This is a genomic window from Micromonospora trifolii (assembly GCF_022229005.1).
GTDB classification, from domain to species: domain Bacteria; phylum Actinomycetota; class Actinomycetes; order Mycobacteriales; family Micromonosporaceae; genus Micromonospora; species Micromonospora trifolii.
This window is the reverse complement of the sequence record NZ_JAKKFD010000013.1, coordinates 51,053-65,275: the sequence shown is the minus strand read 5'-3', so window position 1 is coordinate 65,275 and position 14,223 is coordinate 51,053. Positions and strand designations below refer to the sequence as shown.

At 71.3% G+C, this 14,223-nt stretch carries 16 protein-coding genes and 1 tRNA gene; 7 read left to right on the top strand and 10 right to left on the bottom strand.

The window, feature by feature from the left end; translation table 11 throughout:
* On the top strand, nt 1–981 hold the full coding sequence (locus NIE79_RS09340) for a GlxA family transcriptional regulator (protein ID WP_238678155.1): 981 nt from the start codon (nt 1–3) through the stop codon (nt 979–981).
* Here NIE79_RS09340 and NIE79_RS09335 read toward each other — a convergent pair.
* The 5 genes from NIE79_RS09335 to NIE79_RS09315 all read right to left on the bottom strand — a co-directional run bounded on the left by NIE79_RS09335 (nt 863) and on the right by NIE79_RS09315 (nt 5,234).
* The gene (locus NIE79_RS09335; RefSeq protein WP_238678154.1) at nt 863–1,585 is read right to left on the bottom strand and encodes a hypothetical protein; all 723 of its coding nucleotides are present in this window, start codon (nt 1,583–1,585) and stop codon (nt 863–865) included. The two genes, NIE79_RS09340 and NIE79_RS09335, sit on opposite strands and share 119 nt — an antisense overlap.
* Nucleotides 1,586–1,657: 72 nt before the next feature.
* A complete protein-coding gene (locus tag NIE79_RS09330) occupies nt 1,658–2,371 on the bottom strand; it encodes a response regulator transcription factor (protein ID WP_238678153.1) in 714 nt (237 codons plus the stop codon).
* Nucleotides 2,344–3,552, bottom strand: a complete 1,209-nt coding sequence (locus NIE79_RS09325) for a hypothetical protein (RefSeq protein WP_238678152.1) — start codon at nt 3,550–3,552, stop codon at nt 2,344–2,346. The genes NIE79_RS09330 and NIE79_RS09325 overlap by 28 nt, the downstream gene beginning before the upstream one ends.
* Nucleotides 3,542–4,720 carry a sensor histidine kinase gene (locus NIE79_RS09320; RefSeq protein ID WP_308193162.1) on the bottom strand — a complete coding sequence of 393 codons (1,179 nt, stop codon included), beginning with the start codon at nt 4,718–4,720 and terminating at the stop codon, nt 3,542–3,544. The genes NIE79_RS09325 and NIE79_RS09320 overlap by 11 nt, the downstream gene beginning before the upstream one ends.
* A 118-nt stretch (nt 4,721–4,838) precedes the next feature.
* A complete protein-coding gene (locus tag NIE79_RS09315; RefSeq protein ID WP_112601437.1) occupies nt 4,839–5,234 on the bottom strand; it encodes a VOC family protein in 396 nt (131 codons plus the stop codon).
* Nucleotides 5,235–5,371: 137 nt separating this feature from the next.
* Here NIE79_RS09315 and NIE79_RS09310 point away from each other — a divergent pair, with 137 nt between their 5' ends.
* Nucleotides 5,372–6,370, top strand: a complete 999-nt coding sequence (locus tag NIE79_RS09310; protein ID WP_238678150.1) for a hypothetical protein — start codon at nt 5,372–5,374, stop codon at nt 6,368–6,370.
* A gap of 42 nt (nt 6,371–6,412) precedes the next feature.
* Here NIE79_RS09310 and NIE79_RS09305 read toward each other — a convergent pair whose 3' ends face one another.
* Entirely contained in the window at nt 6,413–6,736 is a 324-nt protein-coding gene (locus tag NIE79_RS09305; protein WP_238678149.1) for a plasmid stabilization protein, read from the bottom strand.
* 363 nt (nt 6,737–7,099) lie between these two features.
* On the opposite strand from NIE79_RS09305, the gene NIE79_RS09300 reads away from it, so the two are divergent.
* Nucleotides 7,100–7,846, top strand: a complete 747-nt coding sequence (locus tag NIE79_RS09300) for a GAF and ANTAR domain-containing protein (protein WP_238678148.1) — start codon at nt 7,100–7,102, stop codon at nt 7,844–7,846.
* A 178-nt stretch (nt 7,847–8,024) separates the two neighbouring features.
* Nucleotides 8,025–8,519 (top strand): STAS domain-containing protein, encoded by a 495-nt coding sequence (locus tag NIE79_RS09295; protein ID WP_238678147.1) that lies wholly within the window; start codon nt 8,025–8,027, stop codon nt 8,517–8,519.
* 40 nt (nt 8,520–8,559) lie between these two features.
* Here NIE79_RS09295 and NIE79_RS09290 read toward each other — a convergent pair whose 3' ends face one another.
* Nucleotides 8,560–9,603, bottom strand: coding sequence for a hypothetical protein (locus tag NIE79_RS09290; protein ID WP_238678146.1), 1,044 nt, complete (start codon nt 9,601–9,603; stop codon nt 8,560–8,562).
* Entirely contained in the window at nt 9,603–10,100 is a 498-nt protein-coding gene (locus tag NIE79_RS09285; protein ID WP_238678145.1) for a SigE family RNA polymerase sigma factor, read from the bottom strand. Before NIE79_RS09285 ends, NIE79_RS09290 begins: the two co-directional genes overlap by 1 nt.
* 767 nt (nt 10,101–10,867) lie before the next feature.
* Between NIE79_RS09285 and NIE79_RS09280 the strand changes: the two genes are divergently transcribed.
* Together NIE79_RS09280 and NIE79_RS09275 are read left to right on the top strand one after the other, a co-directional pair.
* Nucleotides 10,868–11,170 (top strand): MerR family transcriptional regulator, encoded by a 303-nt coding sequence (locus tag NIE79_RS09280; protein ID WP_238678144.1) that lies wholly within the window; start codon nt 10,868–10,870, stop codon nt 11,168–11,170.
* A gap of 207 nt (nt 11,171–11,377) precedes the next feature.
* Entirely contained in the window at nt 11,378–11,962 is a 585-nt protein-coding gene (locus NIE79_RS09275; protein ID WP_238678143.1) for a hypothetical protein, read from the top strand.
* 75 nt (nt 11,963–12,037) lie between these two features.
* Here NIE79_RS09275 and NIE79_RS09270 read toward each other — a convergent pair.
* Nucleotides 12,038–12,110, bottom strand: a tRNA-Arg gene (locus tag NIE79_RS09270).
* Nucleotides 12,111–12,270: 160 nt separating this feature from the next.
* Between NIE79_RS09270 and NIE79_RS09265 the strand changes: the two genes are divergently transcribed.
* A complete protein-coding gene (locus tag NIE79_RS09265) occupies nt 12,271–12,966 on the top strand; it encodes a hypothetical protein (RefSeq protein WP_238678142.1) in 696 nt (231 codons plus the stop codon).
* A gap of 22 nt (nt 12,967–12,988) precedes the next feature.
* On the opposite strand, the gene NIE79_RS09260 is transcribed toward NIE79_RS09265, so the two are convergent.
* Nucleotides 12,989–14,080: an alpha/beta hydrolase gene (locus NIE79_RS09260; protein WP_238678141.1), complete on the bottom strand. Its 1,092-nt coding sequence runs from the start codon at nt 14,078–14,080 to the stop codon at nt 12,989–12,991.
* Between the last annotated feature and the right edge of the window lie 143 nt (nt 14,081–14,223).

The following is a 14,223-nucleotide window of genomic DNA, read 5'->3' as shown; positions in this document are numbered from 1 at the left end:
GTGACCCGGGTCGTCTTCCTGCTGGTCCCACAGCTGCACCTGCTGGACCTCGCCGGGCCGGCCCAGGTCTTCTCCAGCGCCGCCGACCTCGGGTACGACTATCAGCTGCACTACGTCGCCGAGCGCGAGCAGGTGCCGACCGTGCAGGGCGTACCGCTGGTCGCCGACACCCGGTGGCCCGAACTGGCCCCGGACGACCTGGTGATCGTGCCCGGTTGGCGGCCGGCGGCGCACGGGCCGCAAGGGCCGGTGTCGCCCGCCGACCTGCTGCGGCTCGCCGAGCACCACGCGGCCGGCGGCACGGTGGCCAGCGTGTGCGCCGGGGCGTACGCGCTCGGGCGGGCCGGGCTGCTCGACGGCCGGCGCTGCACCACCCACCACGAGGTGCAGGACGACCTGGCCCGCCGGCACCCGGCGGCCCAGGTCGTCCGCGACGTGCTGTACGTGGTGGACGACCGGGTGGTCACCTCGGCGGGCATCGCCAGTGGCATCGACGTGGCGCTGCACCTGGTGGCGACCCGACACGGCCCGGCGACCGCCGCGAAGATCGCCCGCACGCTGGTCGTCTACGCCCGCCGTAACGGGCACGAGCCGCAGGCCAGCGCGCTGATGCGGCACCGCTCACACCTGTCCGACTCGGTGCACCGGGTGCAGGATCTGATCGACAGCCGGTACGCCGAGCCCTTGCCCCTGGCCGAGCTGGCCGCCGCCGGCGGAGTGGCCGAACGAACCCTGACCCGGCTGTTCCGGGCGAGCACCGGCCTCACCCCGCTCGGCTACCAGCAGCTGCTCCGGGTGGAACGGGCCGAGCATCTGATCGGGCACGGCACCACAGTGGAAGCCGCCGCGCGGGCGGTCGGCTTCACCGATGCCCGGATGCTGCGCCGCCTGCGAGCCCGCCCCACGAGCTCGGATCGGGTCTTGAGCGGTAGTAGTCGTCCCGAGAGTGGAACTCCACAGGCAACGAGCCGGGCAGCGTGATCCGGGTGTCGCCGGCGAGTAGGGCGGGGCCGGCCCGCAGCAGCAGCACGTCGCGCTCCTGGGCCGAGAGGTCGACCAGTTGCGGACGGTTGAGCCGGAACATGGCCACGGCCCTGCGGACCTGCCGGGCCAGCGCCACGACCTCGGCGGCCGCTCCGCTGAGGGCCAACGCCGGCTGCTGAATGGTGCGCAGCGCGTCGCAGACGATCAGCAGCTGCGCCGGGGTGCCCGGCTCGGTCGCCGGCAGCTCCAACCGCGACGGCCACTGCCAGCGGATCTGACCGCTCATCAGGCCGTTCAGTCGAGCGGGTGGTCGGGCCCGGTGCGTCCCGTCGGCGACCAGCGACAGCTGCGAGCCACTGCCCACCCAGCAGATCCGTTGGTCGGTGACGGTCACCGCGACCGGCTCGGGCAACTGCCAACGGCGTCGCACCTCGCTCGGCCCGAGCAGGTAGCCCGCGACCACCAGCGGGTATCGCCCGAGCACCCGCTCACCGGGCCTCGGTCGCAGGTTGTAGCGGCGGTCCAGGGTCGGGCCCACGTCGTCGTCGGGGGCATCGAACCGGTGGGGACCGATGAAGAAGGGGGACGCGTCGGAGTGCATCGTCACGACCTTCCGGTCAGCTGGCTGTGTACTGAAGCCTGGCGGACCAGAGGGCTCCTGTCATGACGCCTGTTAGGGGGTCGGCCGGTCGTGCGTCGCCTGTGACCGGTAGATGCCGATCTCCTCCGGGCGGACGAGACCGTCCTCGATCGCACGGGCGAGTAGTGCCGCCTTTGTGGCAGCTGGTCGCCCCGCCCGGGTGTACTTGATCCGTGCCCGGTCGACGTACTGCTTCACTGTGTGCTCGCTGATCTGCATCCGCCGGGCCACCGACGCCTTGGACATCGACTGGAACCAGAGCAGCAGCGCCTCACGCTCCTTGTCGGACAGCATCGGCCGGTCCGGCCGGGGGTCGCCGACCATGGCACCGGCCAGCGCCGGCGGCACGTACGGGCGGTCGCTCGCGGCGGCCAGCACCGTCTCCACGCAGTGTTCCCGGCCCTCGTGTTTGGCCAGGAACGCGACCGCCCCGGCGTCCAACGCGGCGAGCATCGTCTGCGGGTCGGTGTGCTCCGAATAGACCACCACCCGCCGGCCGGCGGCGCTCAGCTCGGCCAGCTTGTCCAACGCCATCCGCCCGTGCAGGCGCAGGTCGAGCAGGACGACGTCGGCGTCCGGTGCCGCCCGCAGCACCGCGTCCGGGTCGTCGCCGGTGGCGAGCACAGTGAGACGCGGCTCGGTGGCGAGCCAGGCGCGGACCCCCTCGACCACCACCGGGTGGTCGTCGACGATCGCCACCCCGACCGGCCGGTCGCCGGTCACCGCCGCCACCGGGTCTGCGCCCATCTGATGTTCCCGTCCCGTTCGTAGAGGTACTGCACCAGCCCGTCGTCGTGCTCCCCGGGGGGTGGGCCGGTCGACTCCGGCCCCTCCCGGTCCGGCGTGACCAGGCTGACCACCACCTCGTCCGCTCCGGAGACCACTGTCAGACGCGCCCATCCCCGGGCGTCGGCGAGGGTGCCGGTGAGCGGGTCGGCCAGTCGGCGGCGGACCTCCACCGGCAGCGGCGGCGGGGTGCCGATGGTGACCAGGTCGATCGGTAGGCCGTTGCGTTCCGCCAGGTCGGCTGCGGCTCGCAACTCGTGCAACAGCGGGTCGGGCACATCGTCGGACTCGGCGATCAGCCGGCGCAGCCGGGCGGCGGCCAACATGCACCGACGCTGCACCTCCGGGTCGTCCGGATCGGCCTGGCCGGCGGCCAGGTCCCCGAGGACCCGACCGGCCGCCGAGCTGACCAGAGCGAGGCGGTCCCGGCGTTCCCGAAGGCCCCGCTCGGCGGCATCCCGCTCGGCGGCCATCGCGTGGCCAGCGGCCGAGACGCCGGCCCGTTCCCGGGCCAGGCCGACGATGACAGTGCTGCCCACGAAGACCGCCACCGGCAGCGAGAACGTGCCGTAGACGTACATCACGTAGCGGGCCACGTCGGCCGGGTCGGGGCCGTGCCCGAGCACGGCGACCAGGGCGATCAACGCGTGCGTGCCGAGAAGCGCGATCAGCCCCACGACGCGCCGACCCCACACCGCCAGCACGAAGAACCAGCCGAGCGTGCCCCACACCCAGTTGGCGGCGGTGAACAACTGCCGCTCACCGGCCGCGGCGAAGACGGCCGCGTCGACGACCAGCAGCAGCCCGGCCAGCGGCCACGGCGGCAGCGGCGAACCTTGCAGCAGTCGTACCCCGGCCACCGCGCCGGTCACGGCGACCAGGATCCAGGCGCCGAGCACCACAGCCGGCGCGGCGAACTCCGCGCGGGCGGACAGCACCGCCGGCAGCGCGATCGCGACGTGCCAGGCCAACGCGATGGCGACGGCGGCGATCCGGGCGCCCCGGTCGGACGCGTGCGCCACGGCGGCCGGCGCGGCGAGCGCCGCGGGGGAGTCCGGCTCGCGGGGGTTCGGAACGCTGGTGCGGTTCGGTGCCTCCGGCGCGTCGGTGGGGTGCGCGGGGGCGTTCAGGTCAGCCGACACCGGGCCACTCCAGTCGAATCCGGGTGCCCGCGCCGACGGCCGAGTCCACGACGGCCCGCCCACCGACCGTCGCCATCCGGCCGCGGATCGACTCGCGCAGTCCGTACCGGTGCGGTGCGACGGTGGCCAGGTCGAAACCGGGGCCGTCGTCGGCGACCTCGACCACGACGCCGATCGCGTCGCGGCTCAGCCGCAGCGTGGCCCCGGCGCCCGGTGCGTGGCGGACCACGTTGGACAGTGCCGCGTAGGCGCTCTCGCTGATCGCGTCGGCCACCCCGACGGGGACGGTGCAGGACGCCAGGTCCAGTCGTACCGCAAGCTCGGGCAGCCGGCCGACCACCAACCGCAACCGCCCGTCGAGCGGCACCGGGCCGTCGCCGGCCACCGGGCCGACGTCGGTGAGCGAGACGAGGGTACGCAGGTCGGTCGCGCACCGGCCCCGGAAGACGGTCGAGGGTCCGGCCACCGCGCCCAGCCCCACCATGGTCAGCGTCCCGAGCACTGTGTCGTGCAGGTCGCGATTCTGTTGGCGTTCGGCCTCGCGGGCGGCACGCGCTACCAACGCCTCCCGGGTCAGCCGCTGGTGTTCGACGAAGGCGCGGTCCGCCCGGCCGATGCGTCGGCGCATGACCGCCGCCATCATCGCCGTGCAGAGGGTCTGCGCCAGCAGCGTGGCCGCGTGCGCCCTGGCCTCGGTGGGGTTGCCGGCGGCGTGCGCTCCGGTCACGTATGTGGCTATCACGAGCAGCCCGGCCGGGATCGACCAGCGTGCCGAGGTGGTGGCCTGTGCGTTGATCACCGTGGTGCTGGCCAGCACGGCGATCCAACTGCCCTCGCCGGGCAGCACCTCGGGCGCCACCAGCACCGGGATGAGGAGGCAGGCCAGCGCGGTGACCGCCACGTCACCGGCGACGAGGGCGGGGCCGATGCCGTGGCGCAACGCGCGGTGCGCGTACCAGAGGGACCAGCCGGTCAGCACGGCCACCGCGGGCAGCAACACCGCCTGCTCCACCGGCGGGGTCTGCACCGACACGGCCACCGCCGCGCCGAACAGCCCGCAGCTCAGCCGCAGCAGCGCCGGCAACGTGGTGAAGATGAGGCCCAGGGCCCCGCCGGCCGGGTTGTCCAACGTGGGCGGCGGCACGGTTGGGGTGGCAACGGCCGGCATCGGGAAGTGTCCTTCCGACAACGACCCGGTCCGGGTCCACGGGGCGTAGATCGACATCGGACAATAGCATGGCGGACGGTGACGGGCTGACCCTTTGTAGCGGAGTGTCGCTAATGTGTCACTCTGTGCTGCGGGGCTGAAGCAGGTCCCAGCGGTTGCCGTAGATATCGACGAACACCGCTACCGAACCGTACGCCTCGTGGCGCGGTTCCTCCAGGAAACGCACCCCGGCCGCCACCATCCGAGCATGGTCCCGGGCGAAATCCTCCGTGTAGAGGAACAGCCCGACCCGACCGCCGGTCTGGTCGCCGATCCGAGCCTGCTGCTCGGCGCTGCTCGGCCGGGCCAGCAGCACCGCCGTCTCTCGGGCCCCCGCCGGGCGGACCACCACCCAGCGTGAACCGTCCGGTCGGGCGGTGTCCTCCACCAGCTCGAAACCGAGGTCGCCGACGTAGAAGTCGATCGCCTCGTCGTACTCCCTGACCAGCAGCGCGACAAGTCCCAGATGTGCCATTCGGCCATTCTCCCCGGCGGGCACCCCGGGCCCAGCCGGCGACGTCCCCGCCCGTCACCCTCGTCACGCCGCAGGCCGGGCGGAACCGGGCGCGCTCGGCGTCCGTCTCATCCCCGGGTGGAAGGGTGGTGAGCCGGATGCGCTCGTCCCGGACGGTACTGGCGGTGGCACTGCTCGGCATGGCGCTGGGTGGCTGCGGTGCCACGGACATCGGGCCGGGCGGGGCCGACGAGCCCGGTCCGGCCCAGATCGTCGATGGGTGGACCTCCTGCGCCGAGGCGGCACCCCGGGCCGGCGAGATGATCACGGTGCCGACCACGGAGACGCCGCCGCCGGCGGTGAAAGAGCCGACGATCGGTCGCATCGACCCCGCGTTCACCCCGGTCGCGGCCGTGATCTGCGGGCGTGAGATTCGGCCGGGCCCCAACGGCGGCCAGGAGCAGGTCGCCACCGAGCGACGCGCCGAGCAGATCGCGCCACTGCTCACCGCGCTGCGCCTACCCAGCGAGCAGACCGGAGGGGAGGTCGCCTGCACCCTCGAGATGGTCGTCCCGCCGTGGATGGCGCTGGTGGACGACCGGGGGCGCTGGCTGCGCCCGCACATCCCGACGGACTCCTGTGGCAAGCCTCGCGCCGAGGTGATCGCCGCGTCGGCCGGGCCACAGTGGACCACCGTGGACACCCGTACCATCCGGCAGATCGAATCCGCGGCGGCCGAGGCCGCCGGATGCGCGCAGCAGTGGACGGACCTGCTGTGGGTGGAGACCCGCAACGGTGGACCCGGGCCGGCCGGGCCTGGGCTATCGCCGGCCGCCGGGCCGCTGCGCCTCTGCGTCTATGAGGTGCCGGCGTCACTCCAGGAAGGCGAGAAACCGGCGGGCGACTTCGTGTACGGCGGCCCGCTGCCACCCGAGCGCCAGGCGGGCCTGTTCCGGGCGCTGTCCAACCGCCGGGCAGTGGTCGACTGTGCCACCCCGGCGACCCGGTTCGCTGTGCTACGCCCGCTCGACGGAGCGGGCCCCGACCGGTATGTGGAACTGGACGGCTGCCGGCGGTTCCTGGTCGCGCCGGCGACGGGCGTTGGGCAGCTCGGCCAGGGCGACGACGCGCTGGTCGCCCTGCTGGGGCCCGTCTGAGCCGGCTCGCCGGATCCACGACCGGCCGGGAACCACAGTCAGTTACTTCGACAGGGCCCGCTCCAGCTCGCTCTTCGACATCGACGAGCGGCCCTTGATGCCGCGTTGCTTCGCCTCGTTGTACAGCTGCTCCTTGGTACGACCCTGGGCGCCGCTGTGGGAGCGCTTACCACCACGGTGTCCGGACGACACGTCGTTCAGGGAGGAGCGGCTCGCCGTTCGGGACTCACCCGAGCGGGCCCGCTCCTTGTTGACAGTGCGGGCCGCGATCTCCTTCGCCCGGCCGGAGGAGGCGCCCCGCTGCTGCGCGCTCTCCTTGATGTGCTCGTACTGTCGTTCTCTCTTCGGGCTCGATCCGGCTGGCATCGGTGCCTCCCACCTCCGCTGTCGGGTGCGGTCGAGACCCGGCTCGCGCTTCTGCGCTGTCATCGGCACACTGCGAGCCGGGGCGTGGTGTTCACGCTGTCTGAGCACGATGCCCCGCCGTCAGGGGGGCCAAACGAGTGCGGCCGAGTCGATCCGGCTGCTTCGGGCGCGTTCCCCTCGGCGTCGTATAGTTGTCGCCGCAGCCGACGCCTGGGCGTCGGTCAGTCAGCGTCCAGCAGCGGGCGCCCGGGCTCGGTTGGCGAGTCCGTGCGGTGCCCCGTGCTCGCGGTGCGCCATCACCACGCGCGCTGCCGTCGCCTTCCTGCAACCGGTACGCGCCCCGGGCACGAGGACCTTGAAGTCATGGCACAGCAGCCCATTGACCCCAATGCGGCGATCTCCGAACTCGGCCAGATCAAGCTCGGCGAAACCGACCTGTCTGGAGTGTTGACCCAGGTCTCCGAGTTGGCACGGCGAACGGTCCCCGGTGCCGAGGAGGTGTCGGTGACGTTGTTGAAGCAGGAGGGCGCACACACCGCCGCGTTCAGCGGTGAGATGGCGCTGCGACTCGACGAACTGCAGTACGAGCATGGCCAGGGTCCGTGTCTGGAGGCGGCCAGAGACTCCGCCGTCGTGTCCGTCCCCGACATGTCCGAAGAGGCCCGCTGGCCGCAGTGGGCGGCCGAAGCCGTGCGGGGCGGAGCTCACAGCTCACTGTCGATCGGGTTCCCGATCCAGGAGTCCGTGCTCGGTGCGCTGAACATCTACGGGGTCGAAGCGGGTGCCTTCGACGACGACGCTGTCGCCCTCGCGGAGACGTTCGCGGGGTACGCCGCTGTCGCCCTCGCCAACGCCCACCTCTACGACACCACCGCCACCATGGCCGCACAGATGCAGTTGGCCATGCAGAGCCGGGCCGTCATCGAGCAGGCCAAGGGCATCATCATGGGCGAACGCCGCTGCACCCCCGACGAGGCGTTCGCCGTCCTCGCGAAGGTTTCCCAGGACTCCAACCGCAAACTGCGGGAGGTCGCGGCCGCCCTTGTGGAAAGGACCACCCGACCGCCGAGTCCCAAGCGTGATCGCGGTGGGTCAGGCAACCTGACGTAGGCGTTCGGCAACTGTCTGCTGGGCCTGGGAAGGTGGTGGCCCGCCAGCGCAGCGTCGACTGAGACCGGTCGGGAGCGAGCGCGCCGAGTGGCGACCGACTGCCCAGGCGGTTATCGTCGAGGTTGGTCAAGCCATGCGCCAATCCTGTTACGGAACTCAACAGGAGGCGTGTGCTCCTATGACTGAGCGTTCCTGGTTCTTCCAGACCCACTTCGGCAGTTACCCGACGGCAGTCAGTCTCGGTCAGGTCACGTCAGCGGCGCTCCCCGGCAGCAGTTGGAACCGTTTCGACCTCGACTCCTCCGGTCCGTCGTTTCAGGTGACCCGCTACACCGAGCCCACGAACCTGTCCGCGACCATCTCGGCCGACCGGATGGTCGTCGCCCCGGTGGGGTACGTCGACATGGACACGGCCCCACGCCTGGCCACGGCCCTGATGAACGCGATCGACAGCCATCCCGAAGTCTGTTGTGACCTGACCGGCGTCGGCTTCTTCAGCGCCGCGGGCGTGCGCGCACTACTGCTGGCGCGGGACCGGGCGGACCAGGTCGGCTCCCGCTTCACGATCCGAGGCGCCGAGGGAATCACCCAACGGGTGCTGCGGATCACCGGGGTGGAGCACCTGCTCCTCGGACCCGACCAAGGCAGCGGGCCAGCCGCGCAGCTCGGCTGACCCGCAGCTCATGACCCACACCTCCGCCGCGCGGGTGGCGTCACCAGGTGTCCGGCCGGTCGAGATCGCGGGCCGGCTGGTACCCGCCGAGGATCGCCAAGCCCTCCGCCTCGGTGTAGCCGTTGCCCCAACCCTTGCGGAACGCCTCGACGACGCACGGCTCGACTGTCATCTCCAGCACGTCGCTGCCTTGCCGGCGAGCCCGGTACGGGCCGGCGACGAGATTTCCGGGCCGGGCGTCGTCGCCGGCCGGGGCGGGTTGCGCCCGAACAGTCAACCAACGGCCGGAGGCGTCTCCGACCACCAGGGCGCCCTCGACGAAGGCGTCCCGCCCCGACCGGCCGAGCGTGACCGAGCACTCCAGCAGGCGTCCGCCTGTCGGCAGCGACTCCAGGCGGAACGGCACGGCGCACCGGTGGGCACCGTCGAACCGGACCCGGCTCGCCGTGCCGGCCGCCTCGTCGCGGCTGGTCGCGTACATGTCCACCTGGGCCCAGATGCCGTCGGTGGGTTGCCAGCGGACGAACCACAGCTTCCGTTCGCCGGACGGATCGAACCAGGCGACCCCCGAGCGGTCGCCGACCCGCACCTCGGTCCGTCCCTGCGGTCGCCCCTGCGAGGACAACGTCTGCTGGAGCCCATCCAGCAACACCTCGGTGCGCGCCAACACGAAACGGGCCTGACCGCTCGGGCCCCGGAACTCGACGCTCTCGATGCCGCGCCCGGTCCGCCACGACGCGAAGTCGGCACCGCTGACCAGAGCGTCCGTCGAGAAGTGCACAGTCGCGGGATCGGCACCGACCTCCTCGGGGCGTACGGTCCCATCGCTCTGCGCCTCCGGCAGCATCAGCGCCGCGGCCGGCATGATCGGGTCCTCGGTGCTCCGAACGCCCGGGATCGCCAGCGCCACCGAGGTGAGAGCGACACACGCCGCTGCCACGCCGCCGGTGATCAGACCCCGCCGCCGCAGTCGCAACCGCCGGCCCCGATGCCGGGCCTGCTCCACGATCGGCGTCGGGTCGACGTCGCCGCCCGCCCGATGCTTGAGCGTGGCGGCGAGCTGCTCATCGAGGTCACTGAACATCAGAGCTCTCCTGCCCGTGCGGGGGTTGCCGCAACCTGTCGTTGACGCAGTGCCGCCAGGGCGCGCTTCGCGTGTGTGCGTACCGTCCCGGTCGAACACGCGAGGATCTCGGCGATCGACGTGTCGTCCAGATCCTCGTAGTAGCGCAGCACGATCACGGTGCGCTGACGTGCCGGCAGATCACAGACCAACCGCCACAGTGCGTCGCGCTCGGCGACCCCGGCGGCCTCGTCCACCTCGCCCGCCCGATCGAGCACGGCGGCGACGGAGATCTCCTGGCTGCTGCGCCGACGCCACCACGAGTTGTGGGTGTTGACGAGCATGCGCCGGACGTAGGCGTCCGGCCGGTCCGTCCGCGAGATGCGCCCCCACCGGGCGTACGCCCGGGCGAGGACCTCCTGAACCAGGTCCTCGGCTCGGTGCTCGTCACCGGTCAGCAGCCGGGCGAGCCGCACCAGCGCCGAAGTGCGAGCGAACGCGTACTCCTCGAACGTCACGCCCTAATTAACGCCGCAGGCCGGCCAACCCGTAGACACCTGCCGGGCACTTCTTGTCGGCCGGCCCAGATCGACCTCGTAACGCGCCTACCTGTCGCTGACGTAGGAGCCCCGTTGCGGCACCCTCCGCGCGGACCCCGCCACGCGGGTCTTGGCTGCACGGATGGCTGCGCCGGCGGGGCTATCTCCGTCCTCGGAGAAAATCTATGTGCGAAGCGCTAGACATTCGCGCCGTCGCCGACTAACGTTCCTGTGGTCGAGAACAGAGCAACAAAGACGCTGACGTTTCCGCCCCGCACGAGGGCGAAGGAGTGGGGCCAGGGATCTTGCAAGCCCTGCTCAGCTCGGCGGCGGACATTCGCCGTAGCTAGGTAGTACGCGTGACAGCGGGTGAGGCCAACGCTTGTTCAGGGCTTCACCCGAGGTAAGGAGGGTTCGTCGTACGTGTTGGGGCCAGGAAGTCGCGTGGGGCTCGGACACCGACGGACAGCACGGAGTACAGCAGAGGAAATCAGAGGCAAGGGAGGGCTTTACACCGTTGGATCGCCCGCTGCCAGTCGCGTTCGTGGGCTGGGTGCGGACACCGCAGTTTCCCTCTAACGAGAGGTGGTCTCCGGTCACGCTTATGCGATCCTCGCACCCGAAGCCGTCCCTGACGGCTGGTGCGGACAAGACAAGCCGACGTTCTGTCGGTAGATGGTGTTCCTGACCCACAACCCTTGGGCCCCGGTGCTTCCGAGCACCGGGGCCCTCGTGATGGAGGTTCCATGGCTCAACCCGACGACATGCTCGACGATGAGGACTACCCCGCCTACACGATGGGCCGTGCCGCAGAAATCCTCGGCTGCTCGCAGGACTTTCTACGCCGGCTCGGCGAGGCGAAACTGATCGACCCGCAGCGCTCCAGTGGAGGGCACCGCCGCTACTCCCGCTACCAACTGCGCCTCGCCGCGAGAGCTCGGGAGATGTGCGACCAGGGCACCGACATGGCCTCGGCCTGCCGGATCATCATTCTTGAGGACCAACTCGAAGAGGCCCTTCGGCGCAATGAGCGCCACCAGCAGGGCTGAGCACAGCCTCCGCGCGGGCCTGCCCGCAAGGTGAAGCCGAGCGCCATACGGTCCCTCCCGTCAGGGCAGGGGCCGTCTGTCGTCTGAGGAAGGCCTCGGTCATGTGGAGGGCGCGCCTGGGTCAGCGGGCGGGCTTGGCTGTACGGCTGGCCGACGCGCGCTGGTGCGGAGAGACCCTAGGCTGACGCCCGTGTCGCGGAGCATTCAGTGATCGACCTGGACGAGGGCAACCACCAGCCGGCGCAGTCGGGCGCCGCTGCCCATGACCGCCTGAAGACCAGACAGAAGATCGCACTGGGGCTCGTCGCCGTCTTCGCGGTCGGCATTGGGCTCGGCGGCTTCGCTGTCCACCGGCGAGACTCGCTCGAACAGCGGGAGCGGAACGGAGTGGTCGCACTCGTGGCCCTCCCGCGAACGGCCAGCTTGGGAAGCCCGACCTTTCAGGCATCCACCATCGACGCGGGCAGCGATGCTCCAAAAGTCAAACTGACCGGGCATCTGATATTGATCAACGTTGGCCCCGCGCCGATCACCGTCCGCCGGGTTGCGGCAGCGAAGGGGGGCCTGTCATCAAGCAGCGCCGGAGAACCTCGGCTGTCACCCCTTGGCGGCACAGGTCAGCTCATGGTCGAGCTGTCCTTCGAGTGCTCGGTCGGATGGTTCGAAGAACCGCTGCCCCTCACCTTCGAGGTTGAGACTGCCGACAAGCACGTCAGAGAGGTCAGCTACCCGGTCGATCTAGCCGGAAGCGACTGGCAGCGCGTGGCGCTGCCCCATTGCGAGCACGCATAGGCCCGGCGGGCCTACGCGTAACAGACCGCAGCCCAGCGCTGGAGCGACAAGGCAGTTGAACTGCGGCGTTGGAGGTGCGCCCGGCAGGATTCGAACCTGCGGCCTTGGGATTAGAAGTCCCCTGCTCTATCCGCTGAGCTACGGGCGCCTGTGGCGTGGATGTCGCGCCCAGAGGGTACCGCCGTCCCACCGCCCGACGGCGAAAAGGGTGCCCGCGTCCACGTTGCCGAGCAGAGTCTCACGTCCGCCTCGTAGTGGGCATCCGGGTTACCGCGGACCGGCCTGGCCGTGGACCGTACCTTTGGCTGGTGTTGCTGGATTCCGACGCCGAGAGCGACGTCGCCTACGAACTGTGCCAGGTCGTCGGTCGCGCCATCCTGCCGTACCGGTCCTCGGGCGACTTCGGTACCGCGTTCTTCTTCCAGGACGGCCACGACCCGGTGGGGGAGTCGCTGCTGACGGCGGCCGACATGGTGGGCGGTTCGGGTGGTGAGTTGGGCCTGCGGACGAGCGTCACCGAGCCGGCGGGGGTGGCCCCGGCCGTCATTTCCGAGGCCGAGATCGTGCCCGGTTGGGCCCGCTTCGCCGGCGACGGGGTCGCGGTGTTGCCGACCGCAGGCCTGCACCGGTATGCCGGCGACGGCGGCTGGCGGTGGCGCGTCCAGCCGGTGCCGGCGGGGATCGCCGCCGGGCCCGAGGTCATCGCCCGCCTCGCCGCCGACGCCAGTTCCGCTTTCGTGCTGGCCCACGGGGTACGCGAGGACGGGTCGCGGCCCCTGGAGGTCGCGATCGAGCGGGTGGTCCGCGACGGGGACGCCGTGCTGATCACCACGGAGCTGCCGCCGGGGTACGTCGGCGCGCCGGTCTTCATCGTTCAGGCCGAACCCACCGGTGAGGTCTCCCCGTACTGCCTGGGCCTGGTCCTGCCCGGCGTCGGAGCGCACCCGGTGGCGACCTTCGACCGGATCCGTGCCGTCCTCCCGGCGACGCCCGGCGACATCTGAACCGGCGCTCCGTTCGGCCTGGTCAGCCGCCGAGTGTCGCCGCCCCCGCCCCGTCGGTCGTCTGCGCGTTGGCCGGTGCCGCGTCAGCTCGGGCCGCGTCGGTCGGCGCGGCGTCCGCGTCTGACCGTGCGGCGTCGGCCGGCGTTGCGTCGGCCGGGGCGGTGGGGCCGGCGGCGAGGAACGCCTCGGCCCAGCGGCCCACCTCGTCGAAGACCTTCTTCCGTACGACGGGGCCGGAGAGCGTGAGGTCGTGCAGCCCTCCGTCGAAACGGGCCAGTGTGACGTGGCGGCCGAGGCGGGGCGCGTAGCGGACCATGTGCTCGACGTCCAGCACGGCGTCGGCCAGTGTCGCGTTTTCGTGCCACTTGGTGCCCCGGAAGGACCGGGTCGAGCAGGCCAGCAGCACCGGCACCTGGATGTCCAGCCCGGCGCGGAGCCGGCGTTGCCCGGTGCGGATCGCATTCAACCAGCCGGCCCGGACCGGGAACCCGGCCAGCGGCTTCCACGCCAGGTCATAGGTCCACTCGCCGCGGTGGTCGGAGTGGATGCTCTCGCCGTACACAGTGCCGAGCCCGAACGGCAGGATGCGGTGCGGCGCCCTGCGGCCCAGCCGCGACGCGGCGGCCGCGAGGGGTCGACGGACCGCCCAGGGGGCGTTCAGGTCGAAGAAGGGGCTGTTGAGCACCAGGCCGTCGATGGTGCCGGTGTCACGGCGGGCGTCCGCCCAGAGCGAGATGATCAGGCCGCCGGTGGAGTGGCCCATCGCCAGCAGGGTGTCGTGCCCGTCGTCCTTGCGGATGATCTCGGCGGCGGCGTCCAGCTCCGGGAAGTAGTCGCTGATGTCGCGACAGAAGTTCGGGGTCTGGGCCGGGAGCAGACTACGACCGTATTTGCGCAGGTCGAGCGCGTAGAAATCCCAGCCCCGCTCGGCGAAGAAGTCCGCCAGGTGCGTCTGGAAGAAGTAGTCGACGAAGCCGTGTACGTAGAGCACGGCCCGCCCGGTGGGGCGCTCGGCCCGCCGCCGGACCAGAGTCGCGACAACGGGGCCTTCGTCGTCGGTGCCCAGGTCGATCGTCTGCCGCTCGTACGGCGGCCCCAACACGTCCGGTTCCACGAACGCGACGCTACGCCGCCAACCTACCCAGCGGTAGCCCGCGCCCGCCCACCCCCGCTCGCCGCGTCGATCATGGAGTTGTGGTGCCTCGCAAAAGGGGTGGTCGCGGATCTAACGACCACCACGACTCCATGATCGACTGA

Excerpts from the sequence above, each read along its gene's own strand:
- NIE79_RS09335 (WP_238678154.1), bottom strand. The coding sequence starts at position 1,585 with ATGCACTCCGACGCGTCCCCCTTCTTCATCGGTCCCCACCGGTTCGAT.
- NIE79_RS09330 (WP_238678153.1), bottom strand. The coding sequence starts at position 2,371 with ATGGGCGCAGACCCGGTGGCGGCGGTGACCGGCGACCGGCCGGTCGGG.
- NIE79_RS09320 (WP_308193162.1), bottom strand. The coding sequence starts at position 4,720 with ATGCCGGCCGTTGCCACCCCAACCGTGCCGCCGCCCACGTTGGACAAC.
- NIE79_RS09315 (WP_112601437.1), bottom strand. The coding sequence starts at position 5,234 with ATGGCACATCTGGGACTTGTCGCGCTGCTGGTCAGGGAGTACGACGAG.
- NIE79_RS09310 (WP_238678150.1), top strand. The coding sequence starts at position 5,372 with ATGCGCTCGTCCCGGACGGTACTGGCGGTGGCACTGCTCGGCATGGCG.
- NIE79_RS09305 (WP_238678149.1), bottom strand. The coding sequence starts at position 6,736 with ATGCCAGCCGGATCGAGCCCGAAGAGAGAACGACAGTACGAGCACATC.
- NIE79_RS09300 (WP_238678148.1), top strand. The coding sequence starts at position 7,100 with ATGGCACAGCAGCCCATTGACCCCAATGCGGCGATCTCCGAACTCGGC.
- NIE79_RS09295 (WP_238678147.1), top strand. The coding sequence starts at position 8,025 with ATGACTGAGCGTTCCTGGTTCTTCCAGACCCACTTCGGCAGTTACCCG.
- NIE79_RS09290 (WP_238678146.1), bottom strand. The coding sequence starts at position 9,603 with ATGTTCAGTGACCTCGATGAGCAGCTCGCCGCCACGCTCAAGCATCGG.
- NIE79_RS09280 (WP_238678144.1), top strand. The coding sequence starts at position 10,868 with ATGGCTCAACCCGACGACATGCTCGACGATGAGGACTACCCCGCCTAC.